General features: G+C 48.6%; 17 protein-coding genes and 1 tRNA gene. 7 read left to right on the top strand and 11 right to left on the bottom strand.

The genetic code is table 11. The features are described from left to right. Positions 1–2: 2 nt before the first annotated feature. The 7 genes from A596_RS02300 to A596_RS02270 all read right to left on the bottom strand — a co-directional run bounded on the left by A596_RS02300 (position 3) and on the right by A596_RS02270 (position 7,570). A complete protein-coding gene (locus A596_RS02300) occupies positions 3–980 on the bottom strand; it encodes a hypothetical protein (protein ID WP_039912403.1) in 978 nt (325 codons plus the stop codon). A 253-nt stretch (positions 981–1,233) separates the two neighbouring features. Then, complete coding sequence (locus A596_RS02295) at positions 1,234–2,481, bottom strand: tyrosine-type recombinase/integrase (protein ID WP_039912402.1); 1,248 nt, start codon at positions 2,479–2,481, stop codon at positions 1,234–1,236. A 186-nt stretch (positions 2,482–2,667) separates the two neighbouring features. Next, a tRNA-Phe gene (locus A596_RS02290) sits at positions 2,668–2,743 on the bottom strand. Between the two features lie 121 nt (positions 2,744–2,864). Continuing rightward, a complete protein-coding gene (locus tag A596_RS02285; protein WP_039912400.1) occupies positions 2,865–3,149 on the bottom strand; it encodes an oxidative damage protection protein in 285 nt (94 codons plus the stop codon). A gap of 39 nt (positions 3,150–3,188) precedes the next feature. Further along, positions 3,189–4,277, bottom strand: a complete 1,089-nt coding sequence (gene mutY, locus A596_RS02280) for an A/G-specific adenine glycosylase (RefSeq protein WP_039912399.1) — start codon at positions 4,275–4,277, stop codon at positions 3,189–3,191. Between the two features lie 90 nt (positions 4,278–4,367). Then, positions 4,368–6,581, bottom strand: coding sequence for an AsmA family protein (locus A596_RS02275; RefSeq protein ID WP_039912398.1), 2,214 nt, complete (start codon positions 6,579–6,581; stop codon positions 4,368–4,370). 230 nt (positions 6,582–6,811) lie between these two features. Further along, positions 6,812–7,570, bottom strand: a complete 759-nt coding sequence (locus A596_RS02270) for a hypothetical protein (RefSeq protein WP_039912397.1) — start codon at positions 7,568–7,570, stop codon at positions 6,812–6,814. 182 nt (positions 7,571–7,752) lie between these two features. Here A596_RS02270 and A596_RS02265 point away from each other — a divergent pair, with 182 nt between their 5' ends. Then, positions 7,753–8,022, top strand: a complete 270-nt coding sequence (locus A596_RS02265; protein WP_039912396.1) for a hypothetical protein — start codon at positions 7,753–7,755, stop codon at positions 8,020–8,022. 5 nt (positions 8,023–8,027) lie between these two features. Here the strand turns inward: A596_RS02265 and cysE are convergent, their stop codons facing one another. From cysE to A596_RS02245, 4 genes are read right to left on the bottom strand one after another with little or no spacing between them, the layout of a single operon-like run. Next, positions 8,028–8,840 carry a serine O-acetyltransferase gene (gene cysE / locus A596_RS02260; RefSeq protein ID WP_039912395.1) on the bottom strand — a complete coding sequence of 271 codons (813 nt, stop codon included), beginning with the start codon at positions 8,838–8,840 and terminating at the stop codon, positions 8,028–8,030. A gap of 15 nt (positions 8,841–8,855) precedes the next feature. Continuing rightward, positions 8,856–9,572: an HAD family hydrolase gene (locus A596_RS02255; RefSeq protein WP_039912394.1), complete on the bottom strand. Its 717-nt coding sequence runs from the start codon at positions 9,570–9,572 to the stop codon at positions 8,856–8,858. 41 nt (positions 9,573–9,613) lie between these two features. Further along, positions 9,614–10,978, bottom strand: coding sequence for an MFS transporter (locus tag A596_RS02250; RefSeq protein ID WP_235425598.1), 1,365 nt, complete (start codon positions 10,976–10,978; stop codon positions 9,614–9,616). Positions 10,979–11,002: 24 nt separating this feature from the next. Next, positions 11,003–11,683 (bottom strand): M15 family metallopeptidase, encoded by a 681-nt coding sequence (locus tag A596_RS02245; RefSeq protein ID WP_039912392.1) that lies wholly within the window; start codon positions 11,681–11,683, stop codon positions 11,003–11,005. Between the two features lie 211 nt (positions 11,684–11,894). On the opposite strand from A596_RS02245, the gene A596_RS02240 reads away from it, so the two are divergent. From A596_RS02240 to A596_RS02215, 6 genes are all read left to right on the top strand, one after another. After that, on the top strand, positions 11,895–12,191 hold the full coding sequence (locus A596_RS02240; RefSeq protein ID WP_039912391.1) for a TfoX/Sxy family protein: 297 nt from the start codon (positions 11,895–11,897) through the stop codon (positions 12,189–12,191). Positions 12,192–12,305: 114 nt separating this feature from the next. Continuing rightward, positions 12,306–13,103, top strand: a complete 798-nt coding sequence (locus A596_RS02235; protein ID WP_039912390.1) for a cyclic nucleotide-binding domain-containing protein — start codon at positions 12,306–12,308, stop codon at positions 13,101–13,103. 325 nt (positions 13,104–13,428) lie between these two features. After that, complete coding sequence (gene htpX, locus A596_RS02230) at positions 13,429–14,304, top strand: protease HtpX (RefSeq protein WP_039912389.1); 876 nt, start codon at positions 13,429–13,431, stop codon at positions 14,302–14,304. Between the two features lie 21 nt (positions 14,305–14,325). Next, positions 14,326–15,369 carry a S1C family serine protease gene (locus A596_RS02225; protein ID WP_039912388.1) on the top strand — a complete coding sequence of 348 codons (1,044 nt, stop codon included), beginning with the start codon at positions 14,326–14,328 and terminating at the stop codon, positions 15,367–15,369. Next, positions 15,366–15,713: a Rieske (2Fe-2S) protein gene (locus A596_RS02220; RefSeq protein ID WP_052417156.1), complete on the top strand. Its 348-nt coding sequence runs from the start codon at positions 15,366–15,368 to the stop codon at positions 15,711–15,713. The genes A596_RS02225 and A596_RS02220 overlap by 4 nt, the downstream gene beginning before the upstream one ends. A gap of 77 nt (positions 15,714–15,790) precedes the next feature. Then, positions 15,791–16,945, top strand: a complete 1,155-nt coding sequence (locus A596_RS02215) for an iron-containing alcohol dehydrogenase (RefSeq protein WP_039912387.1) — start codon at positions 15,791–15,793, stop codon at positions 16,943–16,945. Positions 16,946–16,964 lie beyond the last annotated feature (19 nt).

The raw sequence follows: 16,964 nt of genomic DNA, 5'->3' as shown, positions 1-16,964 counted from the left end.
TTTTATGATTTTGACCTAAATAAATCAGCTACCCGCTTTGCATCAAGATCATAGGTATCAAAAAACACGTTAGCAATTTCCGCAATCTGAGCATCTTTTCTGGATCCGTAATGTTCTTCCATGAATTTGGCCATAACTCTAATAAAATAGCGCAACCTGCCAGACTCACTATTATTAGTCGTTATGGAATTAAAATTTGAACTTCTTAATCTACGCCCAACCCTTTTAAGTAGATCACCAAGAGAGGGATTCTTTCTCGAAAAATACAGATCACCATAATCACTAGATAGCGATTCGGCATGATCTTCTATTTTCAATAAAAAATAACTCGGGACTTTAGAGCGCATGTCTTGAAGAACATGCCGAAGAAATCTGTCCCTAAGCACCTTTAGTTCATCTGCATTAAACTCATCCAAAACACACTCAGAAACAGGAAACTCATCTAATACAGTTGAAAGTTTTTCGATTAGGCAAACAATCTCATCGAGCTTCTTTTCCCCTTGTTTTTGCGTCAATGAATTCCAGCTGTTCATTCCATGAAAGGCATGAAATAAGCACTTAGAAAATCGATATGCCAACACATCAAAATTAGGGATGGAGTCACTTTTCTGAAAATTTTTACCCAACCATATCCATATAGTCCTCATTCGATCATTAGTGCATAACAGCTCCAACACCTTTACATATTCACTCTGCCCGAGATTATCCCCAAGCTCTCCATCCAATATAGAGAGGCGATTCAAAAGAGATTGTGGCGCCCAATTGGGATAGTCATTTTTATTATCAGAAAAGCGATGCTCAGGTTTAGACAAGGAATGCCTAAGCTCATCTAAATAGTCAGCCTTCCACTCTTGCTGATTACGTTTTTCAAATGCTTCAGCTGCGCGCAACTGGCGACGTAGTTTTCTAAGGTCTTTGTCGCAACTTTTTTCAAGATACGCCGAAGCCTCATTAAGAAATTGATCTTCATCACTGCCCATGAAACTGCCATTGCCTTGTAATTAAGTTTGCGCAACGGGCATTTTTCATTCGAATGCTTATCATTATTGGAGTCTCGCCCGTTGCCGCAAAGCCGCCAATTGTTCCCCACATGCCCCACTCTTAAAAAAGTAAGTGGGGAACGATAAACACTCATATAACTATCTATAACTCTTTAGTTTTCTTACGTGAGAGAGTAACCGTTCCCCAGTGTCCCCACGTTCCCCACTGCAAAACCGCCGTAGCCGAAACGTTTTAACTCGCTTTACCGAAATTCGCGGTGATCACGTTAGGTGATTGGGCTTGCAGGCGCAGGGCATCAAGGTAATCGGCCCAGCGTTGCATCATTTCTTTGCGTTGGGGTAAATGAGTGGTGCGGTTATAGGCACGGCCCAATGCATCACGCACGGCGTGTGCAAGCTGGTGCTCGATCCATTCCACACGGAAGCCCAGCACTTCATCCAAAATCGTGCGAGCAGTGGAGCGAAAGCCGTGGGCGCAGTGAGCTTTATTGGTGTCGTATCCCATGATCTGCAAAGCCTTGTTGATTGTGCCTGCACTGGCGTGGCCGCCTTGCCTGCGCTCACTTGGGAATACATAAACACCATGGCCGGTTAACGGCTGCAATTCCCGTAGAACGCCCAGTGCTTGTTTGCTAAGTGGTACTGTGTGGGGTATGCCATCCGGGCAAGTGGTTTTCTTGATGGTTTTTGGTGGGATGTATCGCCATTCACCTAAATCAAAATCGATATCCTCCCAACGCATGGCAATCATTTCACCTGGTCGCTGGAATAACAGCGGGCATAGGGCAAGCAATGCACGAACGATATAGCTGCCGTTGTAGATTTCGATTTTTACCAGCATGCGGCCCAGATCGGCGGGCTCAGTAATAGCGGGCCGGTGATTTGCCAGCTTGGGAGCAAGGGCGCCTTTTAAATCTTGCACCGGGTCATTGCTGGTGCGTTGGGTAACGCGCGCATAGCGAAATATTTGCGATAACACTTGGCGAGCATTGTGGGCTGTGTCTTTGGCTCCACGGTTTTCAATCCGCTGCAAGCCTTCCAATAAATCCCGCGAAGTGAGTTCATCTATTTGACGCGCGCCTATCCACGGGAATAAATCATTTTCCAGCAGGGCAAGGCGCTTTTTCGCGGTAGCCGGTGCCCACGTAGGTAATTGTTTGTCGTACCACTCGCGAGCGATCACCGCAAAACTATTCACGCCTTGTTGCACGGCTTTGGCTGCGCGTTTTGTATCGTTGGGGTCAACGCCTTTAGCAACTTGCGAGCGGGCTGCATCGCGCAACTCGCGTGCATCTTTGAGGGAAATATCAGGATATACACCCAGGGCGAGCAATTTCTCTTTGCCGTCCTTCATGTATTTAAGCCGCCAGTATTTGGAGCCATTGGCTTTTACCAACACGAACAGACCGCGCTCATCGTAGAGCTTGTAATCCTTCTCGGCTGGTTTCGCGTTTTTTACTTTGGTATCGGTCAAGGCCATTCAAAGTACCCCATTTGTCCAATTGGGGTACATTCCGGTTGGGGTATCTCATGTACCCCAAAATGTACCCCAAAAAATTGTCGGATTCGGTTGGATTGATTCGGACTGAAATAGACGGAGTATAAACAAAAAACCCCGCAGTTACGCGGGGTTTCAGACGATATAGGACTATATCGGATTTTAAGATGGTGCCCAGAGGCGGAATCGAACCACCGACACGAGGATTTTCAATCCACTGCTCTACCGACTGAGCTATCTGGGCGTGTCGTCGCAGGTGGGCTGCGAGAGGCGCGTATTAAACCCGCTCGGGAGGGGCGAGTCAATAGTGGCTTTTAAAAAAATTCCCGTTTTATCAAGGGTTAACTGAAATCTGCGCAAGTTGATTATTTGTTGTCCTGAGCGGAAGGCGGAACGTAGCCATCGGCTTGATCATAACTTTCGCCGGAGAGGAATTTGGTCATTTGCTCGGTGAGGTAAACCTTGGTTCCCATATCCATAACGCTAAGGCGTTTTTCATTGATGAGCATGGTTTGGTGCGCCATCCACTCTTGCCACGCTTTTTTGGAAACATTGGCATAAATGTCCTGGCCTTTAACACCAGGATATGGCGGCACATCCAGCCCTTCCAGTTCTTGTTTGTATTTGCGGCAAAACACCATTCTGGCCATGACATCACTCACTTAAATTAGGAACTCACTGATGATTAATCAGGGTTTACGTTTGGGGCTGCGGGTTGCCGCAGCAGTGCGCGGGTCCAGTTGCGCCAGCTTTTCCAGTAATTTTTTCACTGGTGCGGCCAGCCCCAACGCATCAGGTTGATGGGGATTGTACCAGTGTGTCGCGACCTCACCGATAGCCTGCGGAGTTTTCGCCAGTTGGATCAGGACCGGCGTGATATCCAGGTGATAGTGACTAAAGGTGTGGCGATAGCTATCCCATACCTCATGCTCGATCACCTTGCCGAAATAATCCGCTGCATGTTCAACAGCATCAGCATCAATTGCCAACTCAGGGAAACTCCATAATCCTCCCCATATGCCTTGCGCGGGCCGTTGCTGCAAGAGCAAATCGCCGGCAGGATTACGCAACATCAGAAGTTGGACTGCTTTTTCCGGCAAGGTTTTTTTGGGCTTTTTGCCGGGATAATCCTGCGGATTTCCCTGTGCATAAGCGATGCAACCTTCGCGTAGCGGGCAAACCTCACACTTGGGTTTGCTACGCGTACATAAGGTTGCGCCCATATCCATCATTGCCTGGGTGTAATGGTTCGCGCGCGATTTGGGAGTGTATTGCCCGGCGATTTCCCATAAACGGGTCACCACATCCGTTTGGCCCGGCCAGCCGTCCACGGCGTGATAACGAGCCAGCACGCGTTTGACATTACCGTCCAGAATCGCAGCGCGCTGTTGGTAGGCGATACTCGCAATGGCACCGGCCGTTGAGCGGCCAATCCCAGGCAGTTCCGCCAGTTCATCCACAGTTACCGGAAATTCCCCACCGTAATTTTTCACTACCGTTTGCGCACATTTGTGCAGGTTACGTGCACGTGCGTAATAACCCAGGCCCGTCCATAAATGCAGGACTTCATCGATAGGCGCCGCCGCCAGGGATTGCACAGTAGGAAAACGCGCGATAAACCGCTCGAAGTAAGGAATTACGGTAGTAACCTGGGTTTGCTGCAGCATAATTTCAGACAGCCAAACACGATAAGCGTTGATGTCCTGCTGCCAGGGCAAATGTTTACGTCCGTGTTTATCAAACCATTTCAACACGCGGGCAGAAAACGATGTACTCATAAGTGCTACAGATTTGGCCAAATAAGGCAGAGAGAAAGGCGCGAATTCTAACGGTAAATTCGCGCCCTGCCCACAATAGAAAATAATCTGTTATTCAGGTGCAGTGACAGGTTCCGGAGCAGCTTCCGTTGCCGCCGCTGGCGTTGATGCAGAAGGCTCTACTGCCGGAGCGGCAACAGACGAGGCCGCTCCACGATTCAGCCGTTGTTGCAACTTATCCAGCAATTGTTGTTTTTTGTCTTCTATTTTTTGTTTTGCTTCCTGCTTTCTATCATCCAGCTTTTGTTCCAGTTCCTGTTTTTTTGCATCAAATTTCGCGCCGTGTTTTTCCTTGAGTTTATACACGGCAAAATCTTTGGTTAGCTGCACCAGCATATCTTTATCCGGCCGGCAATCATGCAACGGATTGATTTCATCGAGCGAACCTTTACAGCGCAATAATTCCAAACCACGCTCCAGCCAATAATAACTACCGACACTACAACCGTTGGCACTTGTTGTAACCGCAACTTGTTCAGCCGTTACCGTATCGGCTTTGCCTTTGACCAATTTCAATGGCAAGAAAATATCGTATTCATCACTGGCGAGATTTATTTTTCCTGTGGAGCCCAACTGCAACTTTTCCACGCCGGCTTTGAATGTGTCGATAGTAATAATTTGATCGCGCCATTTAACACTGCCAGATAATTCGGTTAATTCAGTGTATTCATTCCAGGCTGTTGCCGGATCTTCTGCCTTATTAACCAGATTCACCAGCTTGCAAAATTGTTGCTCAAGATTGATCGGGGAAACACGCACTTGTGCGCCGGAGAAATTGGCATTTGCACGCAATGCTTTGAATAAGGCATTAGTAGAATTGCCCTGGCTACTACCAATAGCCCTGGCCTGTATGGCCCCCTGTAAACCAAATTTTGAATCCATTTCCATTGTTTTTAATAGCGGCGCCAGTTCCAGTCCCTCTACACCCGCATCAAATTGCAATTGGCTTTGCTGTCCACGCGCATCCAGTTGGCCTTTAGTCGTAATTTTTCCACTGAATGCCGTTGCACTTAAACTTTGCTCAATCATGCCATTTTTCGCGAGCACTTTTGCATCTACATTTTCCAATGGAATTTTATTGACGATTAATTTTTTCAACGCAAGCTTTATATTCAAATTAAGTGTGCGCAATGAATCGACTGGCAACGGAGTATCTTGCGCCGGCACAGGTGCTGCTGTTGTCGCCGGCTCGTCTTTGACTGGAGGTGGTAAGTAATCATCAAGATTGAAAGTATCGCCGGTAAGCGATGCACGGATTGCGCCGGTTTCGAAATTATTTATAGCGGCCGAGCCATTGAAAGTGGTTTCATCCAATACCAATTTCAGGTTTTCCAATTTCACTTTTGCAGTGTCGCCGTTGATATCCGCTGACAAGCTGAATTTTCCCAACGCATCGCGCCGGGTTGTTTGGAGTTCAATACCAAACGCACCCAGCAATTTTTGCAGGCTGGTGTCTTTTAAAGTGATTTGCCCCTGATATGCCGGATTATTTTTTAGGTCAGTCACCGTTAACGCATAAGTTAATGCCAGAGTTGCAGCTTCTTTGCTAGAAAGATCCAGTTGCAATTGCCCATCAGTAAGACGAAGCGTATTCATGGACTGATCAACACTGAGCCCCGCATTCAGTTTGCCCGCGAGTGTTAATTTTTCAGTGTTCGCCTGAACCTGCTCCAGCACAAACCCCAAATCCACCGCAAACGGTTCCGCGCGGAGATTTACACCGCTCATGGTGAGATTAATATCGCGCAAGTTGATTGCACTTCCTGCTTGGGCATCGGCAAACGCGAGGCTGGCATTGGTGAGGCTGATGTGCTGGATATCCAGCGATAAATTGGATTCCGCATCGGCAACCGATGCTGGCGGCGTAGTGGTAGTGGCGGGTTTATTAAACGCCTCCCAATTGCCTTTGCCGGTCTGGTCGCGCTTGAGATTCAATTTCAAACCATCGACAGCAATATGATCCACTTGAAAATTTCCGCTAAATAGCGGAATCAACTTCAGCAACAAGCTGGCTTGCTGTAATGAAGCAATCGCTTGATTTGGCTCGGCAAGCGGGGCGACATGAACATCATTGACCGCAACACCGATGCTGGGCCAAAGATCCCATCCCAGATCCCCTTTAATTTGCAGGGCCACGCCCTGATCCTTGGCTAAAGCTTCAATACGCGGCTTGAAACGGTTGGCATCCACCAAAAAAACCAGGGCGAAAACCGCTAGAACAATTAACAGCAACAACACCGCCAGGCTTTTAAGCAGAATTTTCATAATGACTTCCTCTGTAAATGGACAGGCACAACAGCGATAAAAAACGCCTGTGTTAACTCAAGTTTAGAGGGAAGTGTATGAACAAAGTGCCGTAAGGGTTAATTAAAAGTGCCATAAGAGGCAATTAAAAGCTGATTCAAGTCACAAAAATATTTATGAAATCAGCAAAGCGGAAGGCACTATTTTGCCAAATACATATAAAAACAGGTGGGTAAACAATGCGCCAAGGACTAATCCGCAAGGCGCAGTTTGCTGGTATCAGGAGTAAGTGGTTTTACCGCAGGTTTGAGTTGACCGAGATCACTACCGGCAGGCGCCAGGCCAAAATCGCTATTGGCAACCGCTACGGGGACGATGAGCGGGCGCTCTTCCTGGGTGAGCAAATCGCTGCCGGCAGCGGCGATTTCCCAATCCTCCAATTCGATTTCGACCAAAGGCAGCTCCAGTTTTTCATCGGCGCTGATCAGGTTTTCACCTACCGCTGCCAACCCAAGGTCCGGCACTATGACAACCGCATCGATTGCGTGGTGAATCTCCGCACTGTCTACCAGATTACCTTCAGCCGGACGCAAACTCAGGCCACTGGTATCCACTGTAACAGCAGTCGGGGAGCGGGGACGCTCACTCGCAGGCAACAAATCTGCCCCGACCGGCGCCAGAGTCCAGGCGGCATAATCCGGTGCTTTGGCAACAGAGGCTGGAGCAGGAGCAACCACAGGAACTCCCGTTTTTTGAGGCGCATTAGCCTGGCTTTTATCGCTGGCGCAAACCTCAACCATAGCACCGGCTTTCAGCAATGCATCACGATATTTATTGGCCGTCGCCTCATCCAGGTTACGCTTGAGCGGAACCGCGCGACCGGTAAACAGCGCATCGATTTTGGCGGCATCAACCTTAAAGAGTTGCTGCAATTTGAGTTTAACGTCGGCCAGTTGATGGCCAAAAACGATGTCGCCGCGAAAGATAATATCGAAATCGGAATTGCTCATGGAGTTAACCGTTGATCGCTGGAACTCGCTTGATAATAGCACCGCCAGGCAATAATTCCGGTTTTTACCGACATCAGGCAAACAAAAGCGATAAACAGTGGACAGAATGTAACCAATCAATCTTTGGTATTTTTGGAATTCACTTCCATACTTCAGTGGTTTACTTCCGAGGGAGTGTGTCTATGTTGCCATTTATCGAAAAGAAACTGCAGGACAATCGCCTGGTCGTGGAAGGCGCGCTCAGCCAACATGGCAATGCGCGCTTGAAAGTAGAACAGGACATTGCCTTCCTGACTGATCGCATCACCGCCATGAAAGCACATCCGCGTCCCAACACTATGTTGATCGAGCATTATCAATCCATGCTTAAAAGTCGCGAATCTGTATTGAAGTGGTTGCTGGATGGTTGCGACGATGAGACCAGCACATTACCTGGTCAACGCAGCGCCTGAGTGGACTAGCAATCATCACCTTCGACAAGATGATGATCCATATCCAGCGCCGGTGACTCTCCCTTGGGCCTGCCAACCAGTTTGGCGGGCACACCGGCAACTGTTGTATGCGGCGCAACAGGCTCCAGCACCACACTCCCCGCGCCTATTTTCGCCCCCTCACCTACTTCAATATTGCCCAGAATTTTTGCGCCCACGCCAATTAGTACACCGCGACGAATTTTAGGGTGGCGATCAGTTTTTACGCAGCCACTACCGCCCAACGTTACGCTGTGCAACATGGATACATCATCTTCAATTACTGCCGTTTCACCAATCACAACTCCAGTGGCATGATCGATCATGATGCCTTTACCAATGCGCGCCCCCGGGTGGATATCCACATCAAAAGCCTGCGAAATTTGATTCTGGAAATAAAGCGCCAATGCATTGCGACCCTGATGCCACAACCAATGGGCAATGCGCCAGGACTGTAAAGCGTGGTAACCCTTAAAAAACAGAAACGGCATAAAAAATAATTTACAGGCCGGATCGCGTTCGCGATGTGCACGAATATCCGCGCGCATCGCTTCTTCAATACTGGCATCCGCCTTCATCGCTTCTTCAAACACTTCGCGCAACATCATCGCCGGCAACGCCTGGCTATCCAGTTTATTGGCGAGATGAAACGAAATCGCGGCGGCAAATGAATGGTGATTCAAAATACTGGCGTGATAAAAACTTGCCAGTACCGGCTCGGTAGCACTGGCATGTTGCGCTTCTGCACGAATTTCTTGCCAGGCGTCAACATGAGCGAAATTTTGAAGGGCGGTTTGCATAACAAAAGCTACCCGTTAATTTTCTACAGTGACGGTTTTCAAAATTAATGGAATCAATTCATCCATCGCGAAAAATACTTCCGCACCCAGGGCGCGCATTTCCGGCAATAAAATATTATCGCTGCCATTGGTATTGGGCGGGCAATAGCCGAGCGGGCGCATACCCGCCGCTAACGCCGCCTGGATACCGGTCAGCGAGTCTTCCACTACTATGGCTGTTGCCGGTTCTACATTCAATGTTTTTGCAGCATGCAAAAATAAATCCGGTGCGGGTTTGCCGCGGGTAACATCCTCGAAACTAAATACCCGGCCTTGAACGTAGGGCATGATGTTGGTCTTGGCGAGGGTCATTCGCATTTTTTCGTGTTTGCCATTGGAAGCAACACAGAAAGGAATGTCGTGATCGCGTAAGTAATCCAGCACCGGCATTATTCCTGTTATTGGCTCCAATTGCTGTTCACACACCACTAACGTTTGCAATTGAACATGACGCCAGAATTGCGCACCACGCTCTGCCCTTTCAGCATCATTCAAGGATTTCCAGGAGTCCTGGATGGATAATTCTTCGGTAATCATGAGAATACAATCAGCGACTGATTTGCCGCGATAGGTTTCCAAAAAATAATCCGCACTAATTTCAATACCAATTTCTTTCAAGCAATCACTGGTTACTTGCGCAGAGATAATTTCACTATCAACCAACACGCCGTCACAATCAAAAATTACTAACATATCTACCTCTGCGTTACATCAATTAAGCAAAAAAACGTACTTTATGTACGCGCCGGATAAGCCACGTTGGCCAGCAATAAAAATCCGGCGAGCAAAAATACAATGAGTGCAACCATTCCCAATCGAGCGGAATCAGTCATCACGGTAATTGTCGCTACCGCCATCGGAGCGAGAAATGACGTCGCGCGTCCGGCAAGCGCATAAATACCAAAATATTTTCCCGCCTCATCTACATCAACGCTACGCGCCATGTAAGAGCGGGACGATGCCTGAACCGGCCCAAACGCGATGCCAATTAATAAACCAAAGAAGATGTACGCTTTTTCTGCTGCGGTGGAAAATAAACCACCGGCATCCTGTGTTGATAATTGAATTAGCCCAAACAGGGTGTAGCCAGGGCCAGTAGAAATAATGCCGATGGTTGCCACAATCAAACACACCAAACTTAATTGCACTACTTTTTTAGAACCCAGGCGAACATCCAATTGCCCCGCATATGCACAACCACCAATGGCGACCACCAACAATAAAATTCCATACACACCCATTTCAATAGTTTGCCAGGCAAACATTCCGGCAGCAAAAGTCCCACCGAGCGCGAGCAAACCGTTAACACCATCCTGATAAATCATGCGCGCAATTAAAAAGCGCAACAAATTGCGGCGCTGTTTTAATTCGCACACGGTATTTTTTAAATCGCGAAAACTATTATTAATTGCTTGCCTCAAAGGTGCGCCTGTTCCTGCATCCGGTGTGAACAAAAACATCGGTAAAATAAATAATGCATACCACAGTGCAGCATAAGGACCCGTGATGCGAGCATCTTCACCCTGATTGGCGTCCAGCCCGAATAACGGCGTTATTCCCGCCAGCGTTTTACCTGTTTGCGGATTGCCCGCTAATAACAACAGCACGCTGAATAAAACGACTAATCCACCGGCGTACCCCAAACCCCAGGCGAGGTTGGAAATGCGGCCGATTTCTTGTGCAGGAATCAAACGCGGCATCATGGAGTCATTAAACACAATAGAAAATTCGGCGGCGACCATTGCTGCAATAATGCATAACATCGGCAACCATAACGGTGAACCGGGCGCGGCCTGCCACAACATAAGGAGTGCCGTAATCTTGATTGCTGCAAAAAACGCAATCCAGGGTTTTCGTTTGCCAGTTTCATCGGCAATCGCGCCCAGTAATGGCGATAGAACGGCGATAAGAATTCCAGCCGCGGTAATCGTACAACCCCAGGCGGCTTGTCCGGTTACCGGATCAGCGGCAAGCCGCGATACAAAATAGGGACCAAAAATAAACGTGATAATCACGGTAAAAAATGGTTGCGCAGCCCAATCAAATAACATCCATGAACGAATGCCGATTTTTGATACCGCAGGAGAAGTTGTATTCAAAGCAATGAGTCCCGGTTGAGAAATTTAATCGACGCGAATATAACGTTGAAAGATTTCATCCAGATTTTCCAACACAATATCTTTTAACTGCAACGATGTTTGTTCAAGCTGTTCGCGCAGTACATCCAGCGTAAAAAGTTGCGCATAATTTTTTGCCAGGGGCGCATAACTTAAATGCCACGGTTCAGGTGCAATACCACCAAGATCCAGCGTATATGGGCGATAGAAGTGACAATTAACCTGTTGCAATTCGGCATCCAGCCAACGATGAAATTCAGCAAAGGGGCCGCCGGTTTCGGTTTCGGCAACCGTGAGTTGTAATTGATAATTCGCATCAATGCACGACGCGCCATACACATCAAAATCGGTGCCCCAGTGATGACGGGAAGCCCCCGGCAACGCAGACCACCGCAAAATCGCAAATACTTTTTCACGATCCCCCAAACGGTGAATGTCTAACGGCTCGCCATGGGAATCAAGCACCGGACGCAACCCAAGTGCTTTGTTATTCCAGATCAATAATTGCCGCTCAAAGTTGCGAAAACTACTGGCAATGCGCAAATCGAAATCAAATGTTGCAGCGCGCGCGCGCAAATCCAAAACTGCTGCTAGAGTTTCTGGATGAAGCTGGCAATTCAGCTCTGGAGAGTGCACAAGAAAGCGCTCATCGAGGCCAAGTAATTGGCGTTGTATCGGGTCGAACACCTGATTTCTCCGGCGAATTGAATTCATACATAAAAATAATCGTTACCAGACGTGCCAGCAGAAAAAATAACTTTTCACCGCTGATCTTAAGTTTCTGCTCTTTCAGTCGAAAGGGATTGCACAAGAGAAGCAAGTATGTAAGATAAGCCTGCGCTGTAAAACAGGAATTTTAAACACAACATCCGATAATAATAAATGGAGATTGCATTGTATGACTGCCTGTCATAGTGAGTTATTGCAATTAAAGAACCTTGGAATGGCATCGGTAAACATCCTGCGTGCAATAGGGATTAATACCCACGCCGACCTGAAAAGAATGGGTGCTGTCGAAGCTTATCGACGCATCAAAGCTCGCGATATCAATGTATCCAAAGTCATGCTTTATGCTCTGCAGGGGGCGTTGATGGATGTACATTGGAATGACCTTCCCTCTGATTTGAAAGCCCGGCTTGTCTTTGAAGCGGAACTGCCAGAAAGTGGTGGCGGTTTCACCCAGGCGACTGCCTGAGTTCGCCAAAAACGACACAAGGGTCACAGACTGAAGCGGGAAATACAAATTTTCCGGTGACACAGGCTACACTAAAAAACGTGTTGTTTACGCCATTTAGTGACTAGAGGCCTTATGCACTTTCCCATTAAACAGTCTGAATTGATGTCCGACCTGGCCGCCAAATTGCGCGGCCTGAGCGAGCTACTGTGCACTCCCGTTAAACCCGCAGATGATCCCTTTGTTGTCAGTACCAGTAATGATATTTTTGCTGATATCGCACCAACGCGACTGCTGCGCATCGTCGAGGGCCAGGTCGATTACTACCTGAATGGCAAACTGGTAATGCATTTCAGTGAGGGCGACCTGCTTGGCCTGCCAAAGTCACTCAACCTCCCCCAAGGGCAATTTGCGTGCAAGCGCCCCGTTACATTTCTTGCTTATGAGCGTGATGAATTAGTCAGTGCCGCAAATAGCGATTTGAAAAGCCAACGTAATTGGGCTTATTACTTGTTATGCACCATCAGTTTTTATGAATTGGCCTTTACCCAGGAATTACGTAGCGAGTTCCAGCCGTCCGCCGGATTTATACATTACCGCAGCGGTGAAACCATTATCCAGCAAGGCGATACCGCCCATAAGGTATATACGCTGCTGGAAGGATCTGCTGATGCAGTATGCGATGGAATTAAAGTCGGGGAAATAAATGCCAACGAAATATTCGGGGCTCTCGCCGTCTTTACCCGTCAACCCCGCATAGCTTCCGTTGTTGCCACAAGCGATTGCACCGTTCTGGCAGTCAGGAAGGAAGAGTTTATTACGCTGATTGAACATCAGCCGCAGATTTGCCTGGGGCTCATTGAAGAGATGGCCGCCAAAATTAATCAACTCAATAACCAGTTATTGCAACTAAAGACAGCTAAAACATCATAAATAAGAATAATTCTCAAAAAACAATTGACTTATAGATGAGAAACATTATTATTAACTCACTGTTGCACGGTATCTCCCGTACAACAGTTGAGTGAAATCTTTAGTCGCCCTGCAAGTCGATTAACGAGTTTGCTCACCCCCTGGGGCTTTCCTCTCCGAAGGTCTCTCGGCTAACACGGTTGCTTGGGCCGCCCTTGGGCGGCCATTTTTATTTTCCTTTCTTAACACCCTTCGCGATTGAAATTTTCGCGCCTCATACACATATACTCCCGCGACACTGCGTATTATGCAGTGAACCTTACATAACTCATTGGGAGATAATATCGTGTTACGCATAGGCCTGTTTTTACTCACTAACCTCGCTGTGATGCTGGTGGCAGGTGTAGTTTTAAGCTTGCTGGGTGTTGGCAGTTACCGCACCGCAGGCGGCCTGGATTTGCAAAACCTGCTGATTTTCTGTGCTGTTTTTGGTTTTGTCGGCTCGTTTATTTCCCTGTTTTTGTCCAAGTGGATGGCCAAAAAAACCATGGGCGTGCAGTTGATCGAACAACCTCGCAACGCCGATGAGCAATGGCTGGTAGATACGGTTGTCGAGTTGTCTCAAAAAGCCGGAATCAAAACACCGGAAATCGGGGTGTTCGCGGCACAGGAATCCAACGCATTTGCTACTGGCTGGAACCGCAATGCCGCACTGGTTGCAGTGAGCCTTGGCCTGCTACAACGTTTTGAGCGCGATGAAGTTAAAGCCGTGCTGGCCCATGAAATTGGTCACGTTGCCAATGGCGATATGATTACCCTAAGCCTGATTCAAGGTGTAGTGAACACGTTTGTAATGTTCTTCGCTCGTATCATCGGTGACCTGGTGGACCGTGTTATTTTCAAAAATGAAGATGGCCGCGGCTTTGCATTTATGATTACCACCTTTATCGCTGAAATTGTGCTGGGTATTCTGGCTTCCATGATCGTGGCCGCATTCTCCCGTTATCGCGAATACCGCGCTGATGAAGCCGGTGCAACCCTTGCTGATCGCGGTGCGATGATCCGTGCTTTGCAACGCTTGCAAGCGGAAACCAACGCCGGGGCGGAAAGCCCGTTGCCAACCAGCATGCGCGCTTTTGGTATCAGTGGTGGTGTGCGTAATCTGTTTGCGAGCCATCCGCCATTGGAAGCACGTATTCAAGCATTACGTGACGCAGCCTAATCCTCGCTGGAGACCGTCACCATGAAACTCTGGCGCTGGCTTGTACTCAGTGTCCTGACCGGCGCCAGCGCCTTGAGCGCGACCGTTCAGGCATTTTCTACCGATGACGAAAAAAACAGCATGGAGGTCTTCGAAGTCTCCCGCCCCAGTGTGGTATTCGTCACCAATCAACAACTCGCCCGCGATCCCTATTCGTTCGATCTGGTTACCGTGCCACGCGGCTCGGGAACCGGATTTGTATGGGATGAAAAAGGCTACATAGTCACCAATTTTCATGTAGTTGAAGGTGCGCGCAAAATCACTATTACATTGCAGGACCAATCCAATTGGCCAGCAACCGTGGTGGGGCTTGCTCCGGAGCGCGATATCGCAGTCCTTAAAATCGATGCACCTGCCGCCAAACTCAAAGCACTGCCACTGGGCGATTCAGGCGACTTGCGCGTAGGGCGTAAAGTGTTGGCGATCGGCAACCCGTTTGGATTGGACGCCACACTCACCACAGGCGTAGTGAGCGCGTTGGGGCGGGAAATTGAATCGCCCAACCAGCGCAAAATCACCAATGTAATCCAAACCGATGCGGCAATTAACCCCGGAAACTCCGGCGGGCCATTGCTCAATTCCGAGGGAAAGCTGATTGGTGTTAACACCATGATTTATAGCCCCAGCGGTGCCAGTGCCGGTATTGGCTTTGCTATCCCGGTGAATACCGTCAAGGAAGTCGTACCCGAGTTAATTACCCATGGGCGCATTGTGCGTCCCGTTTTAGGCATTGCAGTGGCGCCGGATCAATGGGCGCAGCAAATCGGGGTTGAAGGTGTACCCATTTTGCGCATTGAACCCAACTCACCCGCGGCTGAAGCAGGCTTGCAGGGGGCAAAGCGCAATAATTGGGGCCAAATCAGTTTGGGCGATGTAATTGTTGCTATCGAAGATTATCCAGTCACTAACGACGACCAATTGCTCAGCGCATTGGAGCATTACAAACCGGGCGACAAAGTGAATGTCAGTGTAGTCCGTGAAGGTAAATTGCTGACCCGCAAAGTGCGTCTTATTGCTCCACAATGATCCCACCTGAAAACCCGGCAGCCCCCCAATTAACCTTGCTCTGCCCTTTGGATGCTTTACCCGAAGGCAGCAGCAAGGGTTTTAAAAGCAACAACATATTTGCTGTAAATCACAGAGGGAAGGTTTACCTGTATCGCAATAGCTGCTCGCACCTTGGTATTCCCCTTGAGTGGGTGGAAAACGAGTTTTTAGATAGTAGCGGCAGCATGATCCAATGTGCCAACCATGGCGCATTGTTTGTTATCCATTCCGGACAATGTGTTTCCGGTCCCTGTACAGGGCGAAGTTTGCAAGCTATTCCTTACCAGATAATCAATAACTGTATCTGGATCTCACAGCCGTAAATTTGCGTAAGCACCATTAATCCATCAGACTCGACAGAGTCGCACCCCACTAGTACACAACATCGGAGAGACCACTCATGCAAAATTTTATATTCTCCAATCCCACAAAAATCGTTTTCGGTGAAGGCCAGATCAAAGAACTCGCTGAGCTGGTTCCGGCCGATGCCAGGGTTTTAGTTACCTATGGCGGCGGGTCGATCAAGAAAAACGGTGTTTATGATCAGGTTACAAAAGCACTGGAAGGAAAAACCTGGTTTGAGTTTGGCGGGATTGAACCTAACCCTCACTATGAAACCTTGATGAAAGCGGTTGAGTTAGTGAAGAAAGAAAAAATCGATTTCCTGCTACCTGTTGGTGGCGGCAGCGTGATTGATGGTACCAAGTTGATTGCTGCAGCAATCGACTTTGACGGCGAGCCCTGGGATATCATGGCCAAACACCAGCCATTCCATTCGGCGCTGCCAATCGGTTGCGTATTGACCCTGCCGGCAACAGGTACGGAAAGTAATGGCAATGCGGTTATCACCAAAGCCTCAACACAGGAAAAACTGTCTTTCGGCAGCCCGCTGGTGTATCCGAAATTCGCCATTCTCGATCCAACTACAACCTACAGCCTGCCGCCACGCCAAATCGCAAATGGTGTTGTGGATGCGTTTGTCCATATTATGGAACAGTACCTGACCTACCCCGTGGACGCCAAAGTACAGGACCGTTTTGCCGAAGGTTTGCTGTTGACGCTGGTCGAAGAAGGCCCCCGGGCATTGAAAGAACCGACCAATTACCAGGTCCGCGCTAACGTTATGTGGGCAGCAACCATGGCACTGAATGGTTTGATTGGAGTAGGGGTACCACAAGATTGGGCAACCCATATGATTGGCCATGAACTCACAGCAATGCACGGGCTGGATCACGCGCAAACCCTATCAGTAGTGTTGCCGGCAGTTATGCAGCACCAGCGTGACAAAAAGCATGGCAAGCTTGTGCAATACGGCCGCCGCGTATGGGGGCTTACCCAATCCAATGAAGAAGAGTTGATCGATGCGGCCATAGCTGCAACCCGCCAATTTTTCGAACAAATGGGCAATCCGACAACGCTCAGTGGTTATGGTGTAGGACGCGAGTCCATTCCCAAACTAGTGGATATGCTGGTAAAACACGATCTGCTCGCGCTGGGTGAACACGGTGTGATTACCCCGGAAGCATCGCGCGAAATCCTGGAGCTTGCCGCCTGATCAGCACTCTCGGTTCCGC

The organism is Cellvibrio mixtus subsp. mixtus J3-8, assembly GCF_000766945.1.
In the GTDB taxonomy this organism is placed as follows: Bacteria; Pseudomonadota; Gammaproteobacteria; order Pseudomonadales; family Cellvibrionaceae; genus Cellvibrio; species Cellvibrio mixtus_A.
This window is presented reverse-complemented; position numbering and strand designations above follow the sequence as displayed.

Coding starts and splice junctions, on each gene's coding strand:
- A596_RS02215 (WP_039912387.1), top strand. CDS start 15,791: ATGCAAAATTTTATATTCTCCAATCCCACAAAAATCGTTTTCGGTGAA.
- A596_RS02265 (WP_039912396.1), top strand. CDS start 7,753: ATGTTGCCATTTATCGAAAAGAAACTGCAGGACAATCGCCTGGTCGTG.
- A596_RS02220 (WP_052417156.1), top strand. CDS start 15,366: ATGATCCCACCTGAAAACCCGGCAGCCCCCCAATTAACCTTGCTCTGC.
- A596_RS02225 (WP_039912388.1), top strand. CDS start 14,326: ATGAAACTCTGGCGCTGGCTTGTACTCAGTGTCCTGACCGGCGCCAGC.
- A596_RS02300 (WP_039912403.1), bottom strand. CDS start 980: ATGGGCAGTGATGAAGATCAATTTCTTAATGAGGCTTCGGCGTATCTT.
- cysE (WP_039912395.1), bottom strand. CDS start 8,840: ATGCAAACCGCCCTTCAAAATTTCGCTCATGTTGACGCCTGGCAAGAA.
- A596_RS02275 (WP_039912398.1), bottom strand. CDS start 6,581: ATGAAAATTCTGCTTAAAAGCCTGGCGGTGTTGTTGCTGTTAATTGTT.
- A596_RS02285 (WP_039912400.1), bottom strand. CDS start 3,149: ATGGCCAGAATGGTGTTTTGCCGCAAATACAAACAAGAACTGGAAGGG.
- A596_RS02235 (WP_039912390.1), top strand. CDS start 12,306: ATGCACTTTCCCATTAAACAGTCTGAATTGATGTCCGACCTGGCCGCC.
- A596_RS02270 (WP_039912397.1), bottom strand. CDS start 7,570: ATGAGCAATTCCGATTTCGATATTATCTTTCGCGGCGACATCGTTTTT.
- A596_RS02295 (WP_039912402.1), bottom strand. CDS start 2,481: ATGGCCTTGACCGATACCAAAGTAAAAAACGCGAAACCAGCCGAGAAG.
- mutY (WP_039912399.1), bottom strand. CDS start 4,277: ATGAGTACATCGTTTTCTGCCCGCGTGTTGAAATGGTTTGATAAACAC.
- A596_RS02255 (WP_039912394.1), bottom strand. CDS start 9,572: ATGTTAGTAATTTTTGATTGTGACGGCGTGTTGGTTGATAGTGAAATT.
- A596_RS02240 (WP_039912391.1), top strand. CDS start 11,895: ATGACTGCCTGTCATAGTGAGTTATTGCAATTAAAGAACCTTGGAATG.